Raw genomic sequence first — 19,040 nt, forward strand, 5'->3', positions numbered from 1 at the left:
TTTGGAAAGGAATTAGGAAAGATGCTGATTTCCCAGCGGCCGGCTCTCGGCGAAGAGACGGTCAACGAGACTCGCTCCCGGTTCACCATCGAACCGCTGGAGCCCGGCTTCGGCTACACGCTCGGCAACTCGCTGCGTCGCACGCTGCTGTCGTCCATTCCGGGCGCGGCCGTGACGAGCATCCGCATCGACGGCGTGCTGCACGAGTTCACCACCGTTCCCGGGGTGAAGGAAGACGTCACCGACATCATCCTGAACCTCAAGGAGCTCGTGGTCTCCTCGGAAGAGGACGAGCCGGTCACCATGTACCTGCGCAAGCAGGGCCCCGGTGAGGTCACTGCTGCCGACATCGTGCCCCCGGCCGGTGTCACCGTGCACAACCCGGATCTGCACATCGCGTCGCTGAACGGCAAGGGCAAGCTCGAGATCGAGCTCGTCGTCGAGCGCGGCCGCGGTTACGTTCCGGCCCTGCAGAACAAGCAGGCGGGCGCGGAGATCGGCCGGATCCCGGTCGACTCCATCTACTCCCCGGTGCTGAAGGTGACGTACAAGGTCGAGGCGACCCGTGTCGAGCAGCGCACCGACTTCGACAAGCTGATCCTGGACGTGGAGACGAAGCCGTCGATCACGCCGCGGGACGCTGTCGCGTCGGCCGGTAAGACGCTGGTGGAGCTGTTCGGTCTCGCGCGCGAGCTGAACGTCGACGCCGAAGGCATCGAGATCGGCCCGTCGCCGCAGGAGGCGGACACCATCGCCGCCTACGCGATGCCGATCGAGGACCTGGACCTCACCGTCCGGTCGTACAACTGCCTCAAGCGCGAGGGCATCCACACCGTCGGCGAACTGGTCTCGCGCAGCGAGGCCGACCTGCTGGACATCCGCAACTTCGGTGCGAAGTCGATCGACGAGGTCAAGCTCAAGCTCGTCGGTCTCGGCCTCGCGCTGAAGGACAGCCCGCCCGGGTTCGACCCGACCGCGGCCGCGGCCAGCTACGACGGTGAAGGCTGGTCCGAGGGCGTCGACAGCATCACGGACGGAATTTCGGACAACGGCCACGACGATGGCCAGGACTACGCAGAGACGGAGCAGCTGTAAGGCCAGCTTCGGCTCCCTCACCGGTAGGGGTGGGGGAGCCTCGGCCTCCAGCTGTGAGCTGAACGAGGAGAACCGATGCCCACCCCCACAAAGGGACCCCGTCTCGGCGGGTCGCCCGCGCACGAACGGCTGATCTTGGCCAACCTGGCCACCCAGCTGTTCGAGCACGGCAAGATCACGACGACCGAGGCGAAGGCCCGGCGGGTGCGCCCGCTGGCCGAGAAGCTGATCACGAAGGCGAAGCGGGGCGACCTGCACAACCGTCGTCAGATCCAGCGCATCGTGCGCGACAAGGATGTCGTGCACAAGCTGATCGCCGAGATCGGTCCGTTCTTCGCGGAGCGTCCGGGTGGCTACACCCGGATCACCAAGACGATGGCGCGCAAGGGCGACAACGCCCCCATGGCCGTCATCGAGCTGGTTGCCGAGAAGACCGTCACCGCCGAGGCCGAGGCCGCGCGCAAGACGAAGTTCGCGAAGGACGAGCCGAAGGCTGCCGCCCCGGCCGCCGAGGAGACCACCGAGGCCCCTGAGGTTGCCGACACGGCCGCCACCGAGGCTCCGGAGGCCACCGAGGCTCCCGCCGCCGACGAGGCCGCTGAGGCCCCCGCCGCGGACGCGGACAGCAAGAAGGACTGACGTCCTGACGGCACCGAACACCCCGGACGAGCCCGCCACTCCCACTGCGGAGGGCGGGCTCGTTCGTCTGCGTCTGGATGTCGCCTACGACGGCACCGATTTCTCCGGCTGGGCACGGCAGCCCGGGCGGCGCACGGTGCAGGGAGTCCTCGAAGAGGCGCTCGCGAAGCAACCTCCAGGAGCATCGGTCCCGAAGTCCGTCGTCGTCGCCGGCCGCACCGACGCCGGTGTGCACGCGTCCGGCCAGGTGGTCCACGTCGACGTGTCGCCTTTAGCGGGCAAAACGCGATCCGGTCGCCTGGAACTGGACGAGCAGGGCATTCCTGACCTGGGGCGGATGCGTCACCGCTGGAATCGGTACCTGCCGGGGGACGTGCGGGTGTTGGACGCCCGGGTCGCGGCGCCTGGGTTCGACGCGCGGTTCTCGGCCGTGCGTCGTCACTACCTTTACCGTGTTTCGGATGCGCCATGGGGCGTGGATCCGTTGCGGCGTCACGACACCCTGGCCTGGCCCCGTCCGCTCTCGGTCGATGCGATGAACGAGGCGTCGTCGGCTCTCTTGGGGCTTCAGGACTTCGCGGCCTTCTGTAAGCAGCGTGAAGGCGGGACGACCATTCGCGAGCTGCAGCGGCTCGAATGGCGGCGGACCGGTCCGTACGCGGTCGAGGTCGCGGTCTCCGCTGACGCGTTCTGCCATTCGATGGTGCGTAGTCTCGTGGGGGCCCTGCTCTTGGTCGGCGACGGCCGTCGTCCGCTCGATTGGCCCGGCGACGTTCTGGAGAGCCGGACGCGTGACAGCGCTGTCGCTCCCGCACACGGCCTGACGCTGATGGCCGTCGACTACCCGCCGGACACCGAACTCGCCGCCCGTGCGGATCAAACGCGGGCCATGCGCACCTCCTCCTGATCCGGTCGCGGCGCGGTTAGCGGGCTAAACGCGCCCCGGCGGGCCTGCCAGACGGCCTCGACGATGCCTTTGAAGTCGTTCGCCAGGTCATCCGCGGTGACGATGACGAAACGCCAGCCCTCGGCCTCCGCCCGTCTTCGCCGTTTGCGATCGTGGGCTCGTTGCTTTGGAGTGTTGTGCCATCGGCCGTCGTATTCGATGGCGACCCGGTACGTCTCGTCGCCGAGGTCGAGACGAGCGACGAAATGGCCAGTTCGGGAGAAGACCTCGAGCTGGGGTGTCGCGGTAATGCCGCCGGCGGCCAGCACGATCCGCAGTTCCGATTCCGGAGGCGACTCCGCGCGAGGGTCGGAGAGGCGCAAAGCGTGCCTGGCCAAGCGGATTCCTCGATTGCGGCGACCGTAGAACTCTCCATTAAGGTGCAGGTCGGTCAGTTTCTCGGCTCTCATGAACTGGTCCAGATCGGGGACGCCGATGCGGAGCCGTCGTACCCATCCGGATTTGCGAGGAGAAAGCCGGAGGAGCAGGTCCAGTGCGATTCGACTTCTCCGCGCGATGCGAATTCCGTTCCACGGCCTCGATTCTTCGGGTTTGACCTCGGTCCGCCGAATCTTGATACCGACGATCGGGCCGAAGCGTTGTTTCTCCGGTACGACCATCTCGACCGGATCATGGGGCTTGGCCAGCTGGACGCCCTGGACGGTCGCGGCCGATCGCCCGGTCAGCACGGCTTCCGGCGGTGCCAGTAACGCGGCCCCGCGGCACCGTAGTTCATGCGTGACTTCGACGTCAGCGCGCGTGTAGACGTCCTGGAACAGTCGCCGGACGCTCGGGCCACGCAGACGGCTGGCCGTAATCAGACCCGCCTTGCGTGCGTCTGAGCCGCGGAAGACTTCGGGGAGGTGAGATGAATCGAAGGGCTTGGTCATGCCGATACGGTGATCGACAAGACCGACAAGGCACGTCCGTCACTGCCTCTCGGGGGCGATTTATCCACAACCCCCGGCTTATCCACAGCCTGCGCGATTCCCTCTTGACGCCTAAACCTCACGCCCAGGTCGACTTTAGCGGCCTAAACGCGACGCGCGGCGGACGCAAGACGGGGGCACTGTCCGATATGGACAGTGCCCCCGCAGAGCGCGGTTAGCCCGCTAAAGTCGCCGCGTCGGATTAGTCGCCGCGACGTACGGGGCCCAGGATCTGCTGCTCTTTCGCCGTGGTTACCAGGCGAAGAGGGCGCCAGAGGTTTCGGCCCAGAGCGACGACCTGGTCGTCCTTCAACGTCGTGAGCTGCTTCATCATCTGGGGCGGGAGCCGCCAGATTCGCGCGGCGAGTTCGGCCTGGCCCGGCGGGAGCCGCTGCATCAGCACGAGGTCGGCCGCGTTCGCGGTCGCCCCGGCCTGCGGATGCAGGTACGGCAGCACGTAGACCGTCGTCTGCCACGGCGACCGCGGCGGGAACAGGTCCTGCGGGGTCGGCCCCCCGTCGGTCACGACCAGCAGCGGCGCGTCCTCGGACGGGCGCGGGAGGTCCACCGGCGACAGCCGCCGGATCTGCACCAGCGGCGAAGGCCTGCCGTTGGGCTGATTTCCCGCGGCCTGCGGAAGAACCTGCCACGCGGCCGGACGCCCGGTCGCCACGACGACCCACGCCCCGACCGCCATCGCGCGCAGCGCCACCTGACGAGCCAGGTACAGGCCACCGACGAGCACGATCCGGGTCGGCGCCGAGCGCAGCGCGGAGATCGTCAGCGGCTCGCCCTTGAGCCCGGAGCCGAGGACGATCCCGCCGCGATCACCGGAAGGGCTGATCGCATCGAGCATCGCCGGGTCGACGGTGAATTCCGGGGCGACACCGGCGCTCTGGCCGGCATCGCGCATGCGGGTGCTCATGCCGTGCCTCCGATCGGCAAAGTCGCGGAGAACCCGGAGATCTGCAGGCCGCGCAGCGGCGTCAACGCCACTCCCAGCCGGTCCGAGATGCCCTGCAGCCGCTGGTCGGCGGCGTCCAGTTCACGGGGATTCCGCGCGCTCAGTCGAACGATTCCCCGAAGGCCGATCTTGCCTTCGTCGGCGGACGGCGAGATCGACATCGCCACCGTCGCCGACAACGCGCGGACACTGGTCAGCGCGTTCAGGCTGCCGCTGATCTTGCCCTTCGGCCAGCTGGTGATCGCGTAGCTCGCGTGCCCGATGCCCGCCGCGGTGACGCCGGTCCAGCGCTCCTGCAGGCCGACCTTCCCCTGCGAGCCGGCGACCGCGGTCAGCTCCGCGGCCGAAATGCTGGACCGCAGCAGCTCGTCCGGATCGAGCGGCCGGGTCGGCACGCCTTGCGACTCCAAGGCGTTGCGCACCCGCGACAGCGCGCCGATCAGCGCGCGATGCGCACCGACGACGCCGCCGCCACGTTCGCGGATGGCGGCCGGGCACCGGCGCGGGTCGAGCCGGATGGCGACCCACGTAGTCCGCCGCGCGGCAGCGGGCAGCGGGCCGAGCACCTCCATGTAAGAGCTGAGGGCCGGAGAGTCCGACGGAAGCGCGGCGCTGCCCGGGTAGCAGTGCCAGATCATCTGGATCGAGTCGAGGACCACACCGCGGTCTTCGAGGCACGGCGCGAGCGCGGACAGCGGCAGGCTCGGCGCGCCACCCGCCTGGGTGATCAGCGCGGGCGCGGGTTCGACGAGCAGGACGGCGGTCCACGTCCCGTCGTTCCACGCGAGGCCGACCTGCTGACGTTCGTGGTCCACACCGTGCGCGACGACGAGATCGGGAACGGCGAGGCGAAGCAGGTTCACCCGGGCGTCGTCAGGGCCGGTGACGGCGTCCTCTTCGGCGGCGAGCGACTCGATGCTGCTCGGCGGAAGCGGATTCGCCACACGATCGTGTGAACGGAACATGTACCGCAGGGTGAGCCCGGCCCATTGGGTGAACCAGCGGCCGCCCCAGCGCAGGAACGCGATGATGATCGCGACCCCGAGCACGCCGATCGCGACGTACTTGAGCTTCATGTTGATCGCGAGCAGGACGAGGCCGATCGCGAGCCCGAGTTCGAGCACGACCAGGTTCGCCACCGGGAGCGGGCCGAGGTTGATCCCGCCGGTCCGGCGCCGCGTCGGCGCGGCGATCCGCGCCGCTGGAGCGGGCGGAGGGCCGGACTGCGGGCCGGGGCCACCGGACGGAGGACCGCCCGGGCCACCAGGCCCACCAGGACCCCCCGGGCCACCAGGGCCCCCTGGCCCACCAGGCCCGCCGGGACCCTTGGGGCCTCCTGGGCCTCCTGGGCCACCGGGGCCGCCAGGACCCTGCGGTCCGCCAGGCCCTCCAGGGCCGCCGGGACCGCGAGGAACTCCGGGACCTCCCGGGCCTCCGGCCGGGCCGCCCGGACCACCCGGTCTGCCGGGCCTTGGCGGCGGTCCCGGCGGACGACCAGGAGGTTGCGGCCCCGGAGGGCCGGGCGGACGTGGAGGAGTGGTGACGGACATCCGCGCTTTCTCTTCCCCTCGTGCGTGCTGCGTACCCGGAAAGCCGGTCCCGAGGAACTTGACACTAGCTGGAGTTGGTAGAAACCCCACACCAGACGGTCCCCGTACGGCTATCCTGCGGAACCGTACCGCGACGGGGAGGACTGTAGGTCGAGAATGCCATCAACACCGACTACTAAGTCTCAAGTTCAGGCTTATCAGTTCGTTCTGCGACGGATGCAATCCGCGCTGGTCCGTCGCGACGCCGTCATGCTCCACGACCCGATGCGCACGCACACGCGGGCCACCATCGTGGGGGTCGTGCTGGCCGCGCTGGGCGTCCTGGTCTTCGTCATCTGGGGCCTGCTGAGCCCGAAGCCGTCCGTGCCGGACGCGGGAAACATCGTCATCGGCGAGCAATCCGGAACGGTGTACGTCGTGGCCGGGAACCCGAAGAAACTGATTCCGACCTTCAACCTCGCGTCCGCGCGGCTGCTGATCATCGCGCAGTCGAAACAAGGGGCGCAGCAGGCGGGGGCCAAGCCTTCCGGGCCGACGCAGGCCTCCGAAGTGAAGAACCCCACAGTCGTCTCGGACGAACAGCTGAAGAACATTCCCCGCGGTCAGCTCATGGGCATTCCGAACGGCCCGCAGCTGATGCCGACGGAAAGCCAGCGTGTCTCCGCGGACTGGGGCGTGTGCGACGAGGTCATGTACGACCCGTCGGTGCCCCAGCCGGATCTGTCGAAGACGGAGACGACCGTCTACGCGGGTGTGAAACAGCTCGGGAACCGCGAACTCGGCCAGAACGAGGCGTTGCTCGCCAAGGGCGCCAACGGCAGGGAGTACCTGATCTACCGGCAGAGGCCGGATCCCAACCTCCGGAACGCGAACGCGGTCAAGGCCGAGATCAAGCCGGACGCGAGCGCCGTCCGTTCCGCGCTGAAGCTGTCCGACCAGCCCCGCGGTATCTCCCAGGGGCTGCTCGACGCGATTCCCGAGGTGCCGGAGCTGAAGCTCCCGACCGTCCCCGGGGACGGCGAGACCCCCAACTTCGAAATCGAAGGCATGAAGGTCGGCGACGTCTTCTCCACCGAACAGGCCGAAGGGCGGAAGGACTTCTACCTCATCACGAAGGAAGGGATCCAGCCCATTTCCCCGGCCGTCGCGGACATCGTGCAGACCGGGAAGAACGACGGCAGCACTTCGGTCATGTCCGTGCCGCTGGGCAAGATCCGCAACCTCACGCGGGTCTCCCAGGTCGTCGAACTCGACGCCTACCCCCAGACGGTGCCGACGGTGCTCAACGCGACCCAGGGTTCCCGGGTCTCGTGCCTGAGCTGGTCCATCACGGGCGACGGCTCCAACCGGGACGGGCACACGGCGGTGTTCGTCGACGACAAGCTGCCGAAGGGCAGGAACGCCGACGGTTCCGCGCCCGGCGTCAAGATCGGCACTCCCGGCCCGGTGGGCGCCCCGATCAACAGCTTCTTCATGGAGCCCGGTTTCGCGGCCGTCGTCCAGTCGGCGACCGGCAAGGAGACCTTCGACAAGGGACCGATCCAGCTGATCTCCGATCGGGGGATCCGTTACGGCATCCCCGATGCGGTGACGGCGGACTCGATCGGGCTCAACAAGCGGGTGCCCGCGCCGGAGTCCATCATCAGGATCCTGCCCACCGGCGCTTCGCTGAACACGCAGGACGTGCTCCGGACGTTCGACACCGTGCCGATCGACGACCGGGCCGGTTCGGTCGCCACGCAATCGCAGCAGGCTCCGGCGGGTAACTGATCGCGGGAACCCGCCGGACGGCGCGAGCGTCTCAACGCCCAAGCGGTATCGGGTGAGTGGAGGGTGCAGTGGCCGGCCTGAAGATCGACGGCGTCGTCGTCGGTGACTATGCGAAGCGGGTGGACGTGGCCGCCGGAGAGCTCGAGCTGGCGGCCACGGACGTGACCGGGGACGGTGTCACCGTCGAGTCCCACGGAACGTTGGGTGAGGAACTGGGCCTCGGCGCGTCCTACGGGCGCGCGGCGGAGGCCATCCGACGTCAGCTGGTGGAAGGCGCGGCCGCGCTGAGGTCGGCGTCCGAGGCCCTGCACACGGTGACCGCGCGGCATGCCGGGCACGACGACGAGGCCGCGCAGATGATCAAGCGCGCCGTGGAGCTCTGAACCGCATGATCGCCGAATCGGAGAACCCGACGGATTCCCTCCCGCACCCGATGGCGGCCGCCCGTTCGGCTGCCGCTCCCGTGGCGCCCCAGAGCGCGTTTAGCCCGCTAAACGCGCCGGGCTCGGGTGGTGAGGAGCTGGTCGAGGCCGCTGCGCCGCATCTCGCCTTCGTTTCGGAACTGTCCGGCCATCTGGGGCTGATCGATCCGGTCGAGGCCTACCTGTCCCCGCTGGCGGGGCGCTGGGAGGACTTGAAGGACGAGGCGGACCGGCTCCGGAAAGCGGCGAAGGCCTCGGGCACCGTTTCGAAAGAACTTGCCGAGGACCTCGGGCGCCTCGACGCCGGGTGGGCAGGCAAGGACGCTGACGCGTTCGTCACGTACATCGTGGACATCAACGCCGCGGGCTCCGACGTCGAAGACGCCCTCACCACCCTGGCGGGTTCGCTGGACGAGCTGGTGTTGTCGATCCGTCGCATCCTGACCGACCTCGTCGAGATCCTGGTCGACACGGCGGAGCTGACCTCCGAGACCGCGATGCTGCCGGTCGGTGGTGTCCGGCGCGCGCGAACTCAGCTGGAGGAGGCGCAGGAGTCGGCCAAAGCCCTCTACGAAGCCGCGCGCGACGTCCTCGAGGGCTTCGTGCGGTTTTGCGACGGCGTCGATGATCCTGATGCCGGCTCGCGAAGCATCGAGATCGCCCACCGCTACCCGCAGGACGAGTTCAAACTCCACGACGATTCCGAAGCGCCGGGTTCGCCGGTGCCGGAGAAGGCCGCCGCTGAGGTGGATTCCGGCGCTGGGTCGGACGAACAGTCGACGTCGCCGTCCTCGGCCGACGGCAGGAAGACCGGGTCGCAGGAACCGCTGATCGAGCAAGGCCAGGCCCCGATCCCGGAGGTCGCGCCCGTTCAGACCGCTCCGGCCCATGGGCAGGGCGTCGCCGGGGCGGGATCGGCGATGATGCCGATGGGGATGGCCCCCATGATGGGCGGCATGGGCGGGGGAGGCCAGACGGCTCACCAGTCGAAGACGCGGCCCGCTTCGAAACCGTCCGACGTGGTCGGCGAGCCCGGCCAGGTCGTCCCGCCCGTGATCGGCGAGGACGACGCCCCGGCGAAACCCGCTCCGAAGCCCAAGCCCGCCAAGTAGGCCCCCAGCGGCGGAGCGACTTTAGCGGGCTAACCGCGATCTGGGCGGCTCGGAGGCGAGTCCCGCTCGGATCACGTTTAGCCCGCTAAAGTCGACGCCTACGGGGTTTTGCGGGCAGGGGCAGCCGGCCGGTTGCGGCGGACCGAGTGGACCACGAACAGCGTGACGAGCAGCGCCACCAGGCCCCCACCGGTTCCGGCGAGCGCGACGATCATCGGGGCCGGATCGCGGTCGTTCGCGGGCGGCAGATTCGCGGGCAGCGGGACCGGCTTGGCCTTGTCCGCCTCCGACGGAACGATCGCCGTCAGCGCCGCGATCGGGTCGACGACGCCGAAGCCGACGAAGTTGTCCCGCCCGCCCGGTGCGGCCGGATGCTGCGCCGTCGCCTTGATCCGGTTCATCACGTCACGAGCCGGCAGTCCCGGGAACTTCGCCCGCACGAGAGCGGCGAGTCCGGCGACGTACGGCGCGGCGAAGCTGGTGCCCTGGATGGCACCGGGCTTCCCGTTTCCCTCGATCGTCAGGTTGGCGAGGCTGCTCGACCCTTCGGCCGGGTCCAGCGAGATGATCTTGGTGCCCGGAGCGGCGACACTGACCCACGGCCCGTTGACGCTGAAATCCGCGACACCGCCGGTGTCGTCGATCGCCGCGACCGACAGGACGTCGTCGGAGAACCACGGCGGCGTGACGATCATCTTGGGGGACTTGGGGTCCGGCTGATCGTTCTGCGGGCATTTCTCACCGACGTTGCCCGCCGCCGCGACGACGACCACGTTGTTCTCGACGGCGTAGTTCACCGCCGCCTGAAGCTGCTGCTCGCCGAGGGTGATGTTCCCGTCCGCCCGACGACAGTTGTCGACCGACATGTTGATCACCTGGGCGCCCTTGTCGACGGCCCGGACCACGGCCTGCGCGAGCGTCTTCAGCGTGCCTGCGGTCTTGCCCTGTTCCTGCTGCCGCCCGCCCTTGTCCTGACCCGGTGCGGTGCCGCCGACGGCACCGTTTCCCTGTGAGGACGGCGGAAGCTGGGATCCCGGATTGTTCGGCGAAGACGGCGGAGCGGCGCTGGACGCCGGCGGCTCGGGCTTCTTCTCCGCTTCCTCGTAGTTCTGGCTCGACTGACGGATCGACAGGATCGTGGCGTCGGGCGCTACTCCCCGGAACCCGATGCTCGCGTCGGGCGGATTCGCGGCGATGATCCCCGCGACCTCGGTGCCGTGGCCGTCGCAGTCCTCGAGCCCCGGTGCCTTGCCGCCGCCGGGGGGCGCGACGTAGTCACCACCCGATTCGACACGGCCTCCGAAGTACGGGTGCGCGGTGACGCCGGTGTCGATCACGGCGACCTTGACGCCTCCGCCGACCGACTGGGTGGCGCCGCGCATCAGCTGGTGCACCTTTTCGATCTGCAGGTACTCCTGGCCCCACGGACGGTTCTTGATGTCGACCTGGTCGCCGCCGAGCTTGCTGCGCTGCACGCACTCGGTCTTCTTCTCGTAGTTCTTGTCCGGCTTGCCCTCGTCCGCCGGCTTCTTCGACTTGTCCACCGGAGGCGGGGTCGCGAAGTAGCCGTCGGCGTCCGCCGCGACGCTGCTTTGCTGCGCCCAGGCGGGAAGCGCCACCGACGCCGGAGAGAGAACACCGATACCGGCCGCCAGCAGCACCGTTCCGGTACGCCCGGCGAGGCCGATGTGGCGGACGCGCGTCCCCCTGGACTTCCGCGCTACGGCCATCAGAGCATCATCCGATCGGGTCGTCACTTGAAGTTGAGGTGGCGCAGCGTCGTGTAGAGATCCATGACGCCGAGCGCCAGCGGGAGCACCGTCGCGATGAAGATGGCCTCGAAGATCTCCACGGTCCGCCGCAGCGGCGGCGAGAAGCGCTGGTTCGGGAAGATCACGCCGACCACGAGCGCGCCGGCGCCGATCAGCAGCAGCGCGCCGAACACGAACAGGACGCGGTTCAGCGGGCTCGCCGACCACATCCAGCCGAGCAGGATGCCCGCGCCGGACACCATGCCGGTGGTCAGGAGGGCGATCGCTTGCGCGCCGTTCGCGTACGCCCGCGCCCGCAGGAGCAGGACCAGCGTGGCGATCACGCCGAGAATCGGGCCGAAGACCGACGGAGACGTCGAGGCGATGATCGCGAACAGCGCGGTGGCCGCGCCGCAGCCGGTCAGCAGGCCGGTCATGTACTCGTGCGCGACCGCGGTACGGCGTTCGATGGCGCGGTAGTCCGGGAAGCCCGAGTCTTCCTTGAGCTCTTCGGCGCTACCGGGAACGTGCGGCGTCGGGAGGGCCGCGAGTTTGATCGTCGCGCGCGGCAGCAGCGAGATGCACGCCAGCGAGAACGCGGTGGCGCCGGCCGCGATGCCGGCGATCGGAGTGTCGATGAGCGTCGCGGCCAGGAACGTCAGCGCCGAGATCGTGGCCGTCGTCGCGGCCGCGATGAACGTGGTGATGCCGTGCCCGATGACGAGGATGCAGACCGCCGCCACGATGATCACGAGAGTGCTCGCGAGAAGCAGGTTCGCCCACAGGGACAACCCCGGCACGATGTAGAAGCCGCTGACGAAGGCCAGCGGAAGTCCGCCCGCCGCGGCGATCAGCACGCCGGTCGCTTCGGCCTTGTAGGCCTTGGCCAGTGTCGCGCCGATCGCGACGCATGCGATCGCGCCGACACCGCCCGCGATCGCGGCGGCGAGTGCGTTTCCGCCGTAGAACGACCCGCTGGTGAAGAGCGCGAGTGCCGCGAAGAACAGCGCCAGCCCGCCCGCGATGTGCCCGAAGCGGCGCGCCGTCTCCTTGGTCCACGGACGGAAACTGTCCGGGGACGACTCGGCGATCGCGTCGACGACGTCGTCGTACAGCGGAGGCGGCGGGTTCTCGTTGCGCTTGCGCAGCTGGAGGAGCTCGCCGTCGACGACACCGAGGGACGCGAGGGTCCGGCTCGGGTCGAGCGGCGCGTCGCCCAGCTTCGCGAGTGCCCAGCCGCCGTGGCGGGCGCCGCCGTCCGGCGTCGCCTCCTTCGCCATCTCCAACAGCATGGGCAGCAGGTCCGCCACCGCGACGTCAGCCGGCAAAGCCACGTCGATCCGGGTGCGTGGCGCGACCACCGTCACCCTGCTGAATACCGTCGTGCCCGTTGCCACTGCCTTCCCCCTGCCCTGAGAGTCTGCTCCCGGGGGAACCTATACCGAACCCGGGCGCCCACATCATCGACTGTCGGAAAAAGACCGGCAAAAGTAAGAGAGGCGACCTCCGAGCCCCTCAGATCAGCTGCCGGCGCGTCGACTTTAGCGGGCTAATCGTGACGCGCCGGAGCCGTGGGCACCTGAGTGGACCCCGGCCGCCAGATCGCGATTAGGGGGCTAAACGCACGTCGGGCGTCTGGGCCGCCGGATCGCACTTAGCCCGCTAAACGCACGTCGGCGGAGCCGGAGCCTTACACTCCCGGCATGCGTACGGCCCTCGTCCGGGGTCGTTCTCGGCGTTGTCCGGATTTCACCGGCCACGTTCGATAGGTTGTCTCGCGCACCAGTACGCGCACCAACGGTGGCCGCCATCGTCGAGTTTGAAGAGGGGTCCTTCGATGAGCACGCTGCAGTTCAAGAAGTCACCGCGCCTGGCGGCGCCTCGGCCGCCGGGTGGCGAGGTGCATCTCGAACCGCCGCCTGAGGTGCCGCGCACCATCCCGGGCAACATCGTCATGAAGCTGCTTCCCGCGGTGATGATCGTCGCCTCCATCGGGATGATGGTCTTCATGTTCACCACGGGTGGACGCAATCCCATGATGATGATGATGGGCGGCATGATGGTGCTCAGCACCGTCGGCATGATGGCCGGTGGCGCGGGCAAGGGCGGTGGCGCCAAAAAGGCTGAGATGGACGAGGACCGCAAGGACTACCTGCGCTACCTCGGCCAGATGCGCGACAGGGCCCGCGAGGCCATGGTCGACCAGCGTGCCGCGCTCGAGTGGGTTCACCCCGACCCGCAGACGATGTGGTCGCTGGCCGCGAGCCGCCGCATGTGGGAGCGCCGCCAAAACGACCAGGACTTCCTCCACCTCCGCGTCGGCCGCAGCTCGCACCGGCTCGCGACGCGGCTGGTGCCGCCGCAGACCGGCCCCGTCGACGAGCTGGAGCCGATCGCCACGCTCGCCCTGCGCCGGTTCGTCCGCGCGCACTCGATCGTCCCGGACCTGCCGACCCAGATCACCCTCCGCGGGTTCGCCGCGGTCAGCATGCAGGGCGACCGCGGCCTCACCCGCGGTCTCACCCGGGCGATGCTGGCGCAGTTGGTCACCTTCCACAGCCCCGACGACGTCCTCATCGCGGTCGCGACGGCGGGCCGCGCCAAGGAGGAGTGGGAGTGGGCGAAGTGGCTGCCGCACGCCCAGCACCCGGCGCTCGCCGACGGTATCGGCCAGCTGCGGATGATGGCCGGCTCGCTCGCGCAGATCGAGCAGTGGCTCGACGAGGAACTCCGTGACCGCCAGCGGTTCTCTCGCAACGCGACGCCCGCCCCGGACCAGCCGCACGTCGTCATCATCGTCGACGACGCCGAGGTCACCCGCGAGGAGCAGATCATCCTCGAAGAGGGTCTGGTCGGCGTCACCCTGATCGATCTTTCCGACTCCATCGGCAACCTCGCGGCCCGCCGCGGTCTGCGGCTGGTCGTCGAAGAAGACCGCCTCGGCGCGCGCAGCGCCGGCGGCGTCGAATGGTTCGGCCGCCCGGACACGCTCAGCGTGGTCGAGGCCGAAGCCCTCGCAAGGCTCCTCGCCCCGTACCGCGTCGGCACCGCCGCGCAGGACGCCGCCGAGGAAGAACCGCTGCTGTCCAACCCCGGTCTGCTCGAACTGCTGGGCATCCCCGGCGACCCGATGACCTTCGACGTCCAGCAGTCCTGGCGGCCGCGCCCGGTGCGAGACCGCTACCGCGTCCCGTTCGGCGTCGGCGAGTACGGCCAGCCGGTCGAGCTGGACATCAAGGAAGCCGCGATGGAGGGCATGGGCCCGCACGGCCTGTGCATCGGGGCGACCGGTTCCGGTAAGTCGGAGTTCCTTCGCACCCTGGTGCTGGGCATGCTCGCCACGCACTCGTCGAGCACGCTGAACTTCGTCCTCGTCGACTTCAAGGGTGGTGCGACGTTCCTCGGTCTGGACGCGGCGCCGCACGTCTCCGCGGTCATCACCAACCTCGCGGACGAGGTCACGCTGGTCGACCGGATGAAGGACGCCCTGGCAGGCGAAATGAACAGGCGCCAGGAAGCGCTGAAGAACGGCGGTAACTTCAAGAACGTCTGGGAGTACGAGAAGGCCCGCGAGAACGGCGCCGACCTCGACCCGCTGCCCGCGCTCTTCATCGTCTGTGACGAGTTCTCCGAGCTGCTGGCCGCGAAGCCGGACTTCATCGACCTGTTCGTCGCCATCGGCCGTCTCGGCCGGTCGCTGCAGATGCACATGCTCCTCGCGTCGCAGCGGCTGGAAGAGGGCAAGCTGCGCGGTCTCGACTCGCACCTTTCCTACCGCATCGGTCTGAAGACCTTCTCCGCCGCGGAATCCCGTGCCGCGATCGGCGTGCCCGACGCGTTCGAGCTGCCGTCCGTGCCAGGTGGTGGTTACCTCAAGTACGACACCTCGACGCTGGTCCGCTTCAAGGCCTCGTACGTCTCGGGCCCGTACCGGCCCGCGGGGATCAAGGCGGCGGGCCCGGCCGCGACGGTGGTTCGCGCGGACAAGCGCCCGCAGCTGTTCGTCCCGGACTTCGTCGAACTGCCGAAGGAGCCGGAGCCGCAGCAGATCGAAGCCGCGCCGGTGGAAGAGGCCAAGCAGGAGGAGGCCGTCGAGCCCAGTGAGCTCGATGTGATCGTGTCCCGGCTGATCGGCCAGGGCCCGCCCGCGCACGAGGTCTGGCTGCCGCCGCTCAAGGAACCGAACTCGCTCGACACCCTGTTGCCGAACCTGAACCCCACCGACGACCGCGGTCTTTCCCCGGTCGGGTTCTTCGGCAACGGACGGCTGCAGGTGCCGATGGGCATCGTCGACCGTCCGTACGAGCAGCGCCGTGACCTGCTGTGGGCCGACTTCTCCGGTGGCGCCGGGCACGGTGTGATCGTCGGCGGTCCGCAGTCGGGCAAGTCGACCATGCTCCGGACGCTGATCATGTCGATGGCGCTGACCCACACCCCCGAGGAGGCGCAGTTCTACGCGCTCGACCTCGGTGGCGGTACGTTGGCCGGTCTCCAGGGCCTGCCGCACGTCGGTGGTGTCGCCGTCGCCCGCCGCGAGCCGGACAAGGCCCGCCGGATCGTGGCCGAGCTGACCACCCTGCTCACCGAGCGGGAAGGCCGGTTCGGTGCCATGGGCATCGACTCGATGAACGAGTTCCGCAACCGCAAGCGGCGCGGCGAAATCAAGCCTGAGGAAGACGCCTTCGGTGACGCCTTCCTGATCGTCGACAACTGGAAGGCGCTGCGGGACGACTTCGACGAGCTGGAGATCTCGATCACCAAGCTGGCCACCCAGGGTCTTTCCTACGGTGTGCACGTCATCATCGCGGCGAACCGGTGGGCGGACATCCGGCCGGCGATCAAGGACATGATCGGTTCCCGGTTCGAGCTGCGCCTCGGTGATCCGAGCGAGTCGGACATCGACCGCCGGGTCGCGGTGAACGTCCCGGCCGCACGTCCGGGCCGCGGTCTCACCAGGGACAAGCTGCACCTGCTGACCGGTCTGCCGCGGATCGACGGCTCGAGCAACGCGGACGACGTCGCCGCCGGTGTCGCCGACGCGGTGGCGAAGATCAAGGCGGCGTGGAAGGGCCGTCCGGCGCCGCAGGTCCGCCTGCTGCCGGAGATGGTCACCTACGACGAGGTCCTGTCCATCGACTCCAAGCGCAACTCGAAGCTGGTGCCGATCGGCGTCAACGAGGAAGACCTCCAGCCGATCTACCTCGACTTCGCCTCCGATTCGCACTTCTACGCGTTCGCGGACGGCGAGTCGGGCAAGACGAACCTGCTGCGCCAGATCACCCGAGGCATCACCGAGCGGTACACGACGCAGGAAGCGGTCATCATCCTCGTCGACTACCGGCGCACGATGCTCGGCTTCGTCGGCGGGGACCAGCTGCTCGGCTACGCGGTGTCCGCCGCGCAGCTCGACAGCATGGTCAAGGACGTCCACGGGTCGATGACCCGGCGGCTCCCCGGTCCGGACGTCACGCAGGAGCAGCTCAAGACCCGGTCCTGGTGGACAGGTCCGGAGCTGTTCGTCATCGTCGACGACTACGACCTGGTCGCCACCCAGACGAGCAACCCGCTGAAGCCGCTCGCCGAGTTCCTCGCGCAGGCGAAAGACGTCGGTCTGCACGTCATCGTCGTGCGCCGCAGTGGTGGCGCGAGCCGGGCGATGTTCGACCCGATCCTCGGCAAGCTCAGGGAGATCGCGGCGCCCGGTATGGTCATGAACGGCTCGCGTGACGAAGGCAACCTCGTCGCGAACGTGAAGCCGAGCCAGATGCCGCCGGGCCGAGGCAACCTCGTGACCCGGAAGCACGGCAAGCAGCTCATGCAGGTCTCGTGGATCCAGCCGGACTGACCTCCCGCGGAACCAGGTGAGGTCCCGGCTGGGCGAGGGGTGACGACGACGATCTGCGGGAGTGGCTAGTGACTGTGCGGGTAGCGGTGGACTTCGGGACATCGAGCACCTGCGTAGTCGCCTCGATCAACGGCCGCGAGCCGCAGGTGGTCGTGGTGGACGGGCAGCCCTTGATGTCGTCGGCGGTCTACGCCGCGCCGGATGGGACGCTGTTCGTCGGCCAGGAGGCGGAACGGCAGGCGGCGGTGGATCCGTCGCGCTACGAGCCGAATCCGAAGCGCCGGATCGACGAAGGCGACCTGCTGCTCGGCGACAACGTCCTCCGCGTGACCGACGTCGTCCACGCCGTGCTGAAACGCGCGGTGACCGAGGCGCGCCGGCTCGCCGGTGACGCCGAGGTCGAGCTGCTCGTCCTGACCCACCCCGCCGATTGGGGCGCGACCCGGACCCGGCTGCTCCGGCAGGCGGCGGGCGGGCTCGCGCGTCAGGTCGCGCTCGTGCCGGAGCCGGTCGCCGCGGCGGTCTATCACGCGGCGACGTTCGCTCCGGCCGACCTCAACTCCGAGCGCACCGTCGAGTTCAGCGGCCGCCCCGGCGACGCACTGGCGGTGCTCGACCTCGGCGGTGGCACCGTCGACGTCTCCGTGGTCCAGCGCATGCCCGGCAGCCCGGCGGATCGCAGTTCGCCCGCTAAACGCGCCGGGTTCCAGGTGCTGGCCACCCGGGGGGATCCGAGCTTCGGGGGAGCGGACGTCGATCAGGCGCTCCTGGAGCACGTGGGTTCGCTGGTGTCGTCCGTCGATCCGCCGGAATGGCGGAAGCTCGTCGAAGGCCGCGAACTCACCGATCGGCGGCGCCGCCGTGTGCTGCGGCAGGACGTGCGCGGCGCGAAGGAGACGCTGTCCCGGCACGCGTACACCGACGTTCCGATGCCGCCGCCGTTCGCCGACGCCCACGTGACCCGGGAGGACCTCGAGCGGATCATCGCGGGCCCGCTCGGGCGCGCGGTCGAGCTGACCGTGGCTGCGATCGGCGATTCCGGGCTGCGGCCGAAGCAGCTGACGGCGATCTTCCTCGTGGGTGGGTCGAGCCGGATCCCGATGGTGTCCCGGCTGGTGCACGAGCGGACCGGTGTCGTGCCCACCACGCTGGACCAGCCGGAGACGGTGGTCGCCCGCGGTGCCCTGCGCGCGGTGCTGATCGACCCGGACCGGACGGGGTCGCTCGCGGGTTCCGCGGTCTCGCGCGTCGGCGGTGCCCCCGCGCCCGCCCCCGCCGACCGGCGCCCCGAAACCCCGCGCCCCCAGTTCCCGCCCGGCCCGCCCCCGCAGAGCGCGTTTAGCCCGCTAAACGCGATGCGGCAAGGGCCGCCGTCGCCTCCGATGGGACAGCAGGGGATAGCGGCCCCGCCGCCGTGGCGGCCGGGTGAGCCTTCCCGCGAGACCAAACCCGCCGAGCGCGGCGGGAAGGGCAAGAAGACGCCCTGGATCATCGCCGCGGCCGTGGTCGCCATAGCGGCGGTCGTCGGTGGCGTCCTCTTCACCGTCAACAGCGGGGAGGCCGAGCCCGAAGGCCGGACGCTCGCCCAGTACGACTATCGCTTCATCGCGCCGATGGACTGGACGCAAACCGACGACCGCGTCGCCAAACGTCAGGTGGTGATCCACCCGAGCGACTCCCTCACCGGCGACGACCTCGTGGTCGCCCAGGAGTACGTGATGGCCTACGACGCGACGGCCGACAGACAGAAACTCGTCGACGAACTCAGCTCCGGGGCACGGATGGAACCGCATAAGTACAGTGGCTTCAACGGCTCCGCGAACTACGCCGGCCGGACCGTCATCTACTACCGCGAGACCAAGCCGAGCGCGCGCGTCGACTGGTACGTCGTCGCGCAGGGAAAGACTCGCGTTCACATCGGTTGCCAATACGGCACCGGCTCACCGCTCGAACAACGCGTGAGCGCGGCCTGCGAGCAGGTCGTCAAAACGATGGTGGTCGTCAACTGAAGGGGGAG

General features: G+C 69.2%; 13 protein-coding genes. 8 read left to right on the forward strand and 5 right to left on the reverse strand.

The features are described from left to right. Window positions 1–21 precede the first annotated feature (21 nt). From DL991_RS36240 to truA, 3 genes are all read left to right on the forward strand, one after another. Window positions 22–1,095, forward strand: a complete 1,074-nt coding sequence (locus DL991_RS36240; RefSeq protein ID WP_005166811.1) for a DNA-directed RNA polymerase subunit alpha — start codon at window positions 22–24, stop codon at window positions 1,093–1,095. A 75-nt stretch (window positions 1,096–1,170) separates the two neighbouring features. After that, window positions 1,171–1,734 (forward strand): 50S ribosomal protein L17, encoded by a 564-nt coding sequence (gene rplQ / locus DL991_RS36245; RefSeq protein ID WP_020633327.1) that lies wholly within the window; start codon window positions 1,171–1,173, stop codon window positions 1,732–1,734. Between the two features lie 73 nt (window positions 1,735–1,807). Then, window positions 1,808–2,641, forward strand: coding sequence for a tRNA pseudouridine(38-40) synthase TruA (truA, locus tag DL991_RS36250; protein WP_233599223.1), 834 nt, complete (start codon window positions 1,808–1,810; stop codon window positions 2,639–2,641). Here the strand turns inward: truA and DL991_RS36255 are convergent. The 3 genes from DL991_RS36255 to eccE form a co-directional block, all read right to left on the reverse strand. Continuing rightward, window positions 2,611–3,570, reverse strand: a complete 960-nt coding sequence (locus DL991_RS36255; protein ID WP_125788829.1) for an endonuclease domain-containing protein — start codon at window positions 3,568–3,570, stop codon at window positions 2,611–2,613. The two genes, truA and DL991_RS36255, sit on opposite strands and share 31 nt — an antisense overlap. Before the next feature lie 241 nt (window positions 3,571–3,811). Continuing rightward, the gene (locus DL991_RS36260) at window positions 3,812–4,534 is read right to left on the reverse strand and encodes a hypothetical protein (RefSeq protein WP_125788830.1); all 723 of its coding nucleotides are present in this window, start codon (window positions 4,532–4,534) and stop codon (window positions 3,812–3,814) included. Continuing rightward, complete coding sequence (eccE, locus tag DL991_RS36265; RefSeq protein ID WP_199746244.1) at window positions 4,531–5,712, reverse strand: type VII secretion protein EccE; 1,182 nt, start codon at window positions 5,710–5,712, stop codon at window positions 4,531–4,533. Before eccE ends, DL991_RS36260 begins: the two co-directional genes overlap by 4 nt. Before the next feature lie 567 nt (window positions 5,713–6,279). Between eccE and eccB the strand changes: the two genes are divergently transcribed. From eccB to DL991_RS36285, 3 genes are all read left to right on the forward strand, one after another. Beyond that, on the forward strand, window positions 6,280–7,893 hold the full coding sequence (gene eccB, locus DL991_RS36275; RefSeq protein ID WP_125788831.1) for a type VII secretion protein EccB: 1,614 nt from the start codon (window positions 6,280–6,282) through the stop codon (window positions 7,891–7,893). Window positions 7,894–7,961: 68 nt separating this feature from the next. Beyond that, window positions 7,962–8,276: a hypothetical protein gene (locus DL991_RS36280; RefSeq protein ID WP_125788832.1), complete on the forward strand. Its 315-nt coding sequence runs from the start codon at window positions 7,962–7,964 to the stop codon at window positions 8,274–8,276. Window positions 8,277–8,281: 5 nt separating this feature from the next. After that, the gene (locus DL991_RS36285) at window positions 8,282–9,427 is read left to right on the forward strand and encodes a WXG100 family type VII secretion target (protein WP_125788833.1); all 1,146 of its coding nucleotides are present in this window, start codon (window positions 8,282–8,284) and stop codon (window positions 9,425–9,427) included. Window positions 9,428–9,525: 98 nt separating this feature from the next. Here the strand turns inward: DL991_RS36285 and mycP are convergent, their stop codons facing one another. Together mycP and eccD are read right to left on the reverse strand one after the other, a co-directional pair. Beyond that, window positions 9,526–11,157 carry a type VII secretion-associated serine protease mycosin gene (gene mycP, locus DL991_RS36290; protein ID WP_125788834.1) on the reverse strand — a complete coding sequence of 544 codons (1,632 nt, stop codon included), beginning with the start codon at window positions 11,155–11,157 and terminating at the stop codon, window positions 9,526–9,528. Window positions 11,158–11,180: 23 nt separating this feature from the next. Continuing rightward, on the reverse strand, window positions 11,181–12,545 hold the full coding sequence (gene eccD, locus DL991_RS36295) for a type VII secretion integral membrane protein EccD (protein WP_125789069.1): 1,365 nt from the start codon (window positions 12,543–12,545) through the stop codon (window positions 11,181–11,183). Between the two features lie 470 nt (window positions 12,546–13,015). On the opposite strand from eccD, the gene eccCa reads away from it, so the two are divergent. Both eccCa and DL991_RS36305 read left to right on the forward strand, forming a co-directional pair. Next, window positions 13,016–17,023: a type VII secretion protein EccCa gene (eccCa, locus tag DL991_RS36300; RefSeq protein WP_125788835.1), complete on the forward strand. Its 4,008-nt coding sequence runs from the start codon at window positions 13,016–13,018 to the stop codon at window positions 17,021–17,023. A 68-nt stretch (window positions 17,024–17,091) separates the two neighbouring features. Continuing rightward, window positions 17,092–19,032, forward strand: coding sequence for a type VII secretion-associated protein (locus DL991_RS36305; protein WP_125788836.1), 1,941 nt, complete (start codon window positions 17,092–17,094; stop codon window positions 19,030–19,032). Window positions 19,033–19,040: the final 8 nt, after the last annotated feature.

The sequence above is a fragment of the Amycolatopsis sp. WAC 01375 genome (assembly GCF_003947325.1).
Classification (GTDB): domain Bacteria; phylum Actinomycetota; class Actinomycetes; order Mycobacteriales; family Pseudonocardiaceae; genus Amycolatopsis.

Coding starts and splice junctions, on each gene's coding strand:
- DL991_RS36255 (WP_125788829.1), bottom strand. CDS start 3,570: ATGACCAAGCCCTTCGATTCATCTCACCTCCCCGAAGTCTTCCGCGGC.
- eccB (WP_125788831.1), top strand. CDS start 6,280: ATGCCATCAACACCGACTACTAAGTCTCAAGTTCAGGCTTATCAGTTC.
- eccCa (WP_125788835.1), top strand. CDS start 13,016: ATGAGCACGCTGCAGTTCAAGAAGTCACCGCGCCTGGCGGCGCCTCGG.
- DL991_RS36240 (WP_005166811.1), top strand. CDS start 22: ATGCTGATTTCCCAGCGGCCGGCTCTCGGCGAAGAGACGGTCAACGAG.
- mycP (WP_125788834.1), bottom strand. CDS start 11,157: ATGGCCGTAGCGCGGAAGTCCAGGGGGACGCGCGTCCGCCACATCGGC.
- DL991_RS36285 (WP_125788833.1), top strand. CDS start 8,282: ATGATCGCCGAATCGGAGAACCCGACGGATTCCCTCCCGCACCCGATG.
- rplQ (WP_020633327.1), top strand. CDS start 1,171: ATGCCCACCCCCACAAAGGGACCCCGTCTCGGCGGGTCGCCCGCGCAC.
- DL991_RS36260 (WP_125788830.1), bottom strand. CDS start 4,534: ATGAGCACCCGCATGCGCGATGCCGGCCAGAGCGCCGGTGTCGCCCCG.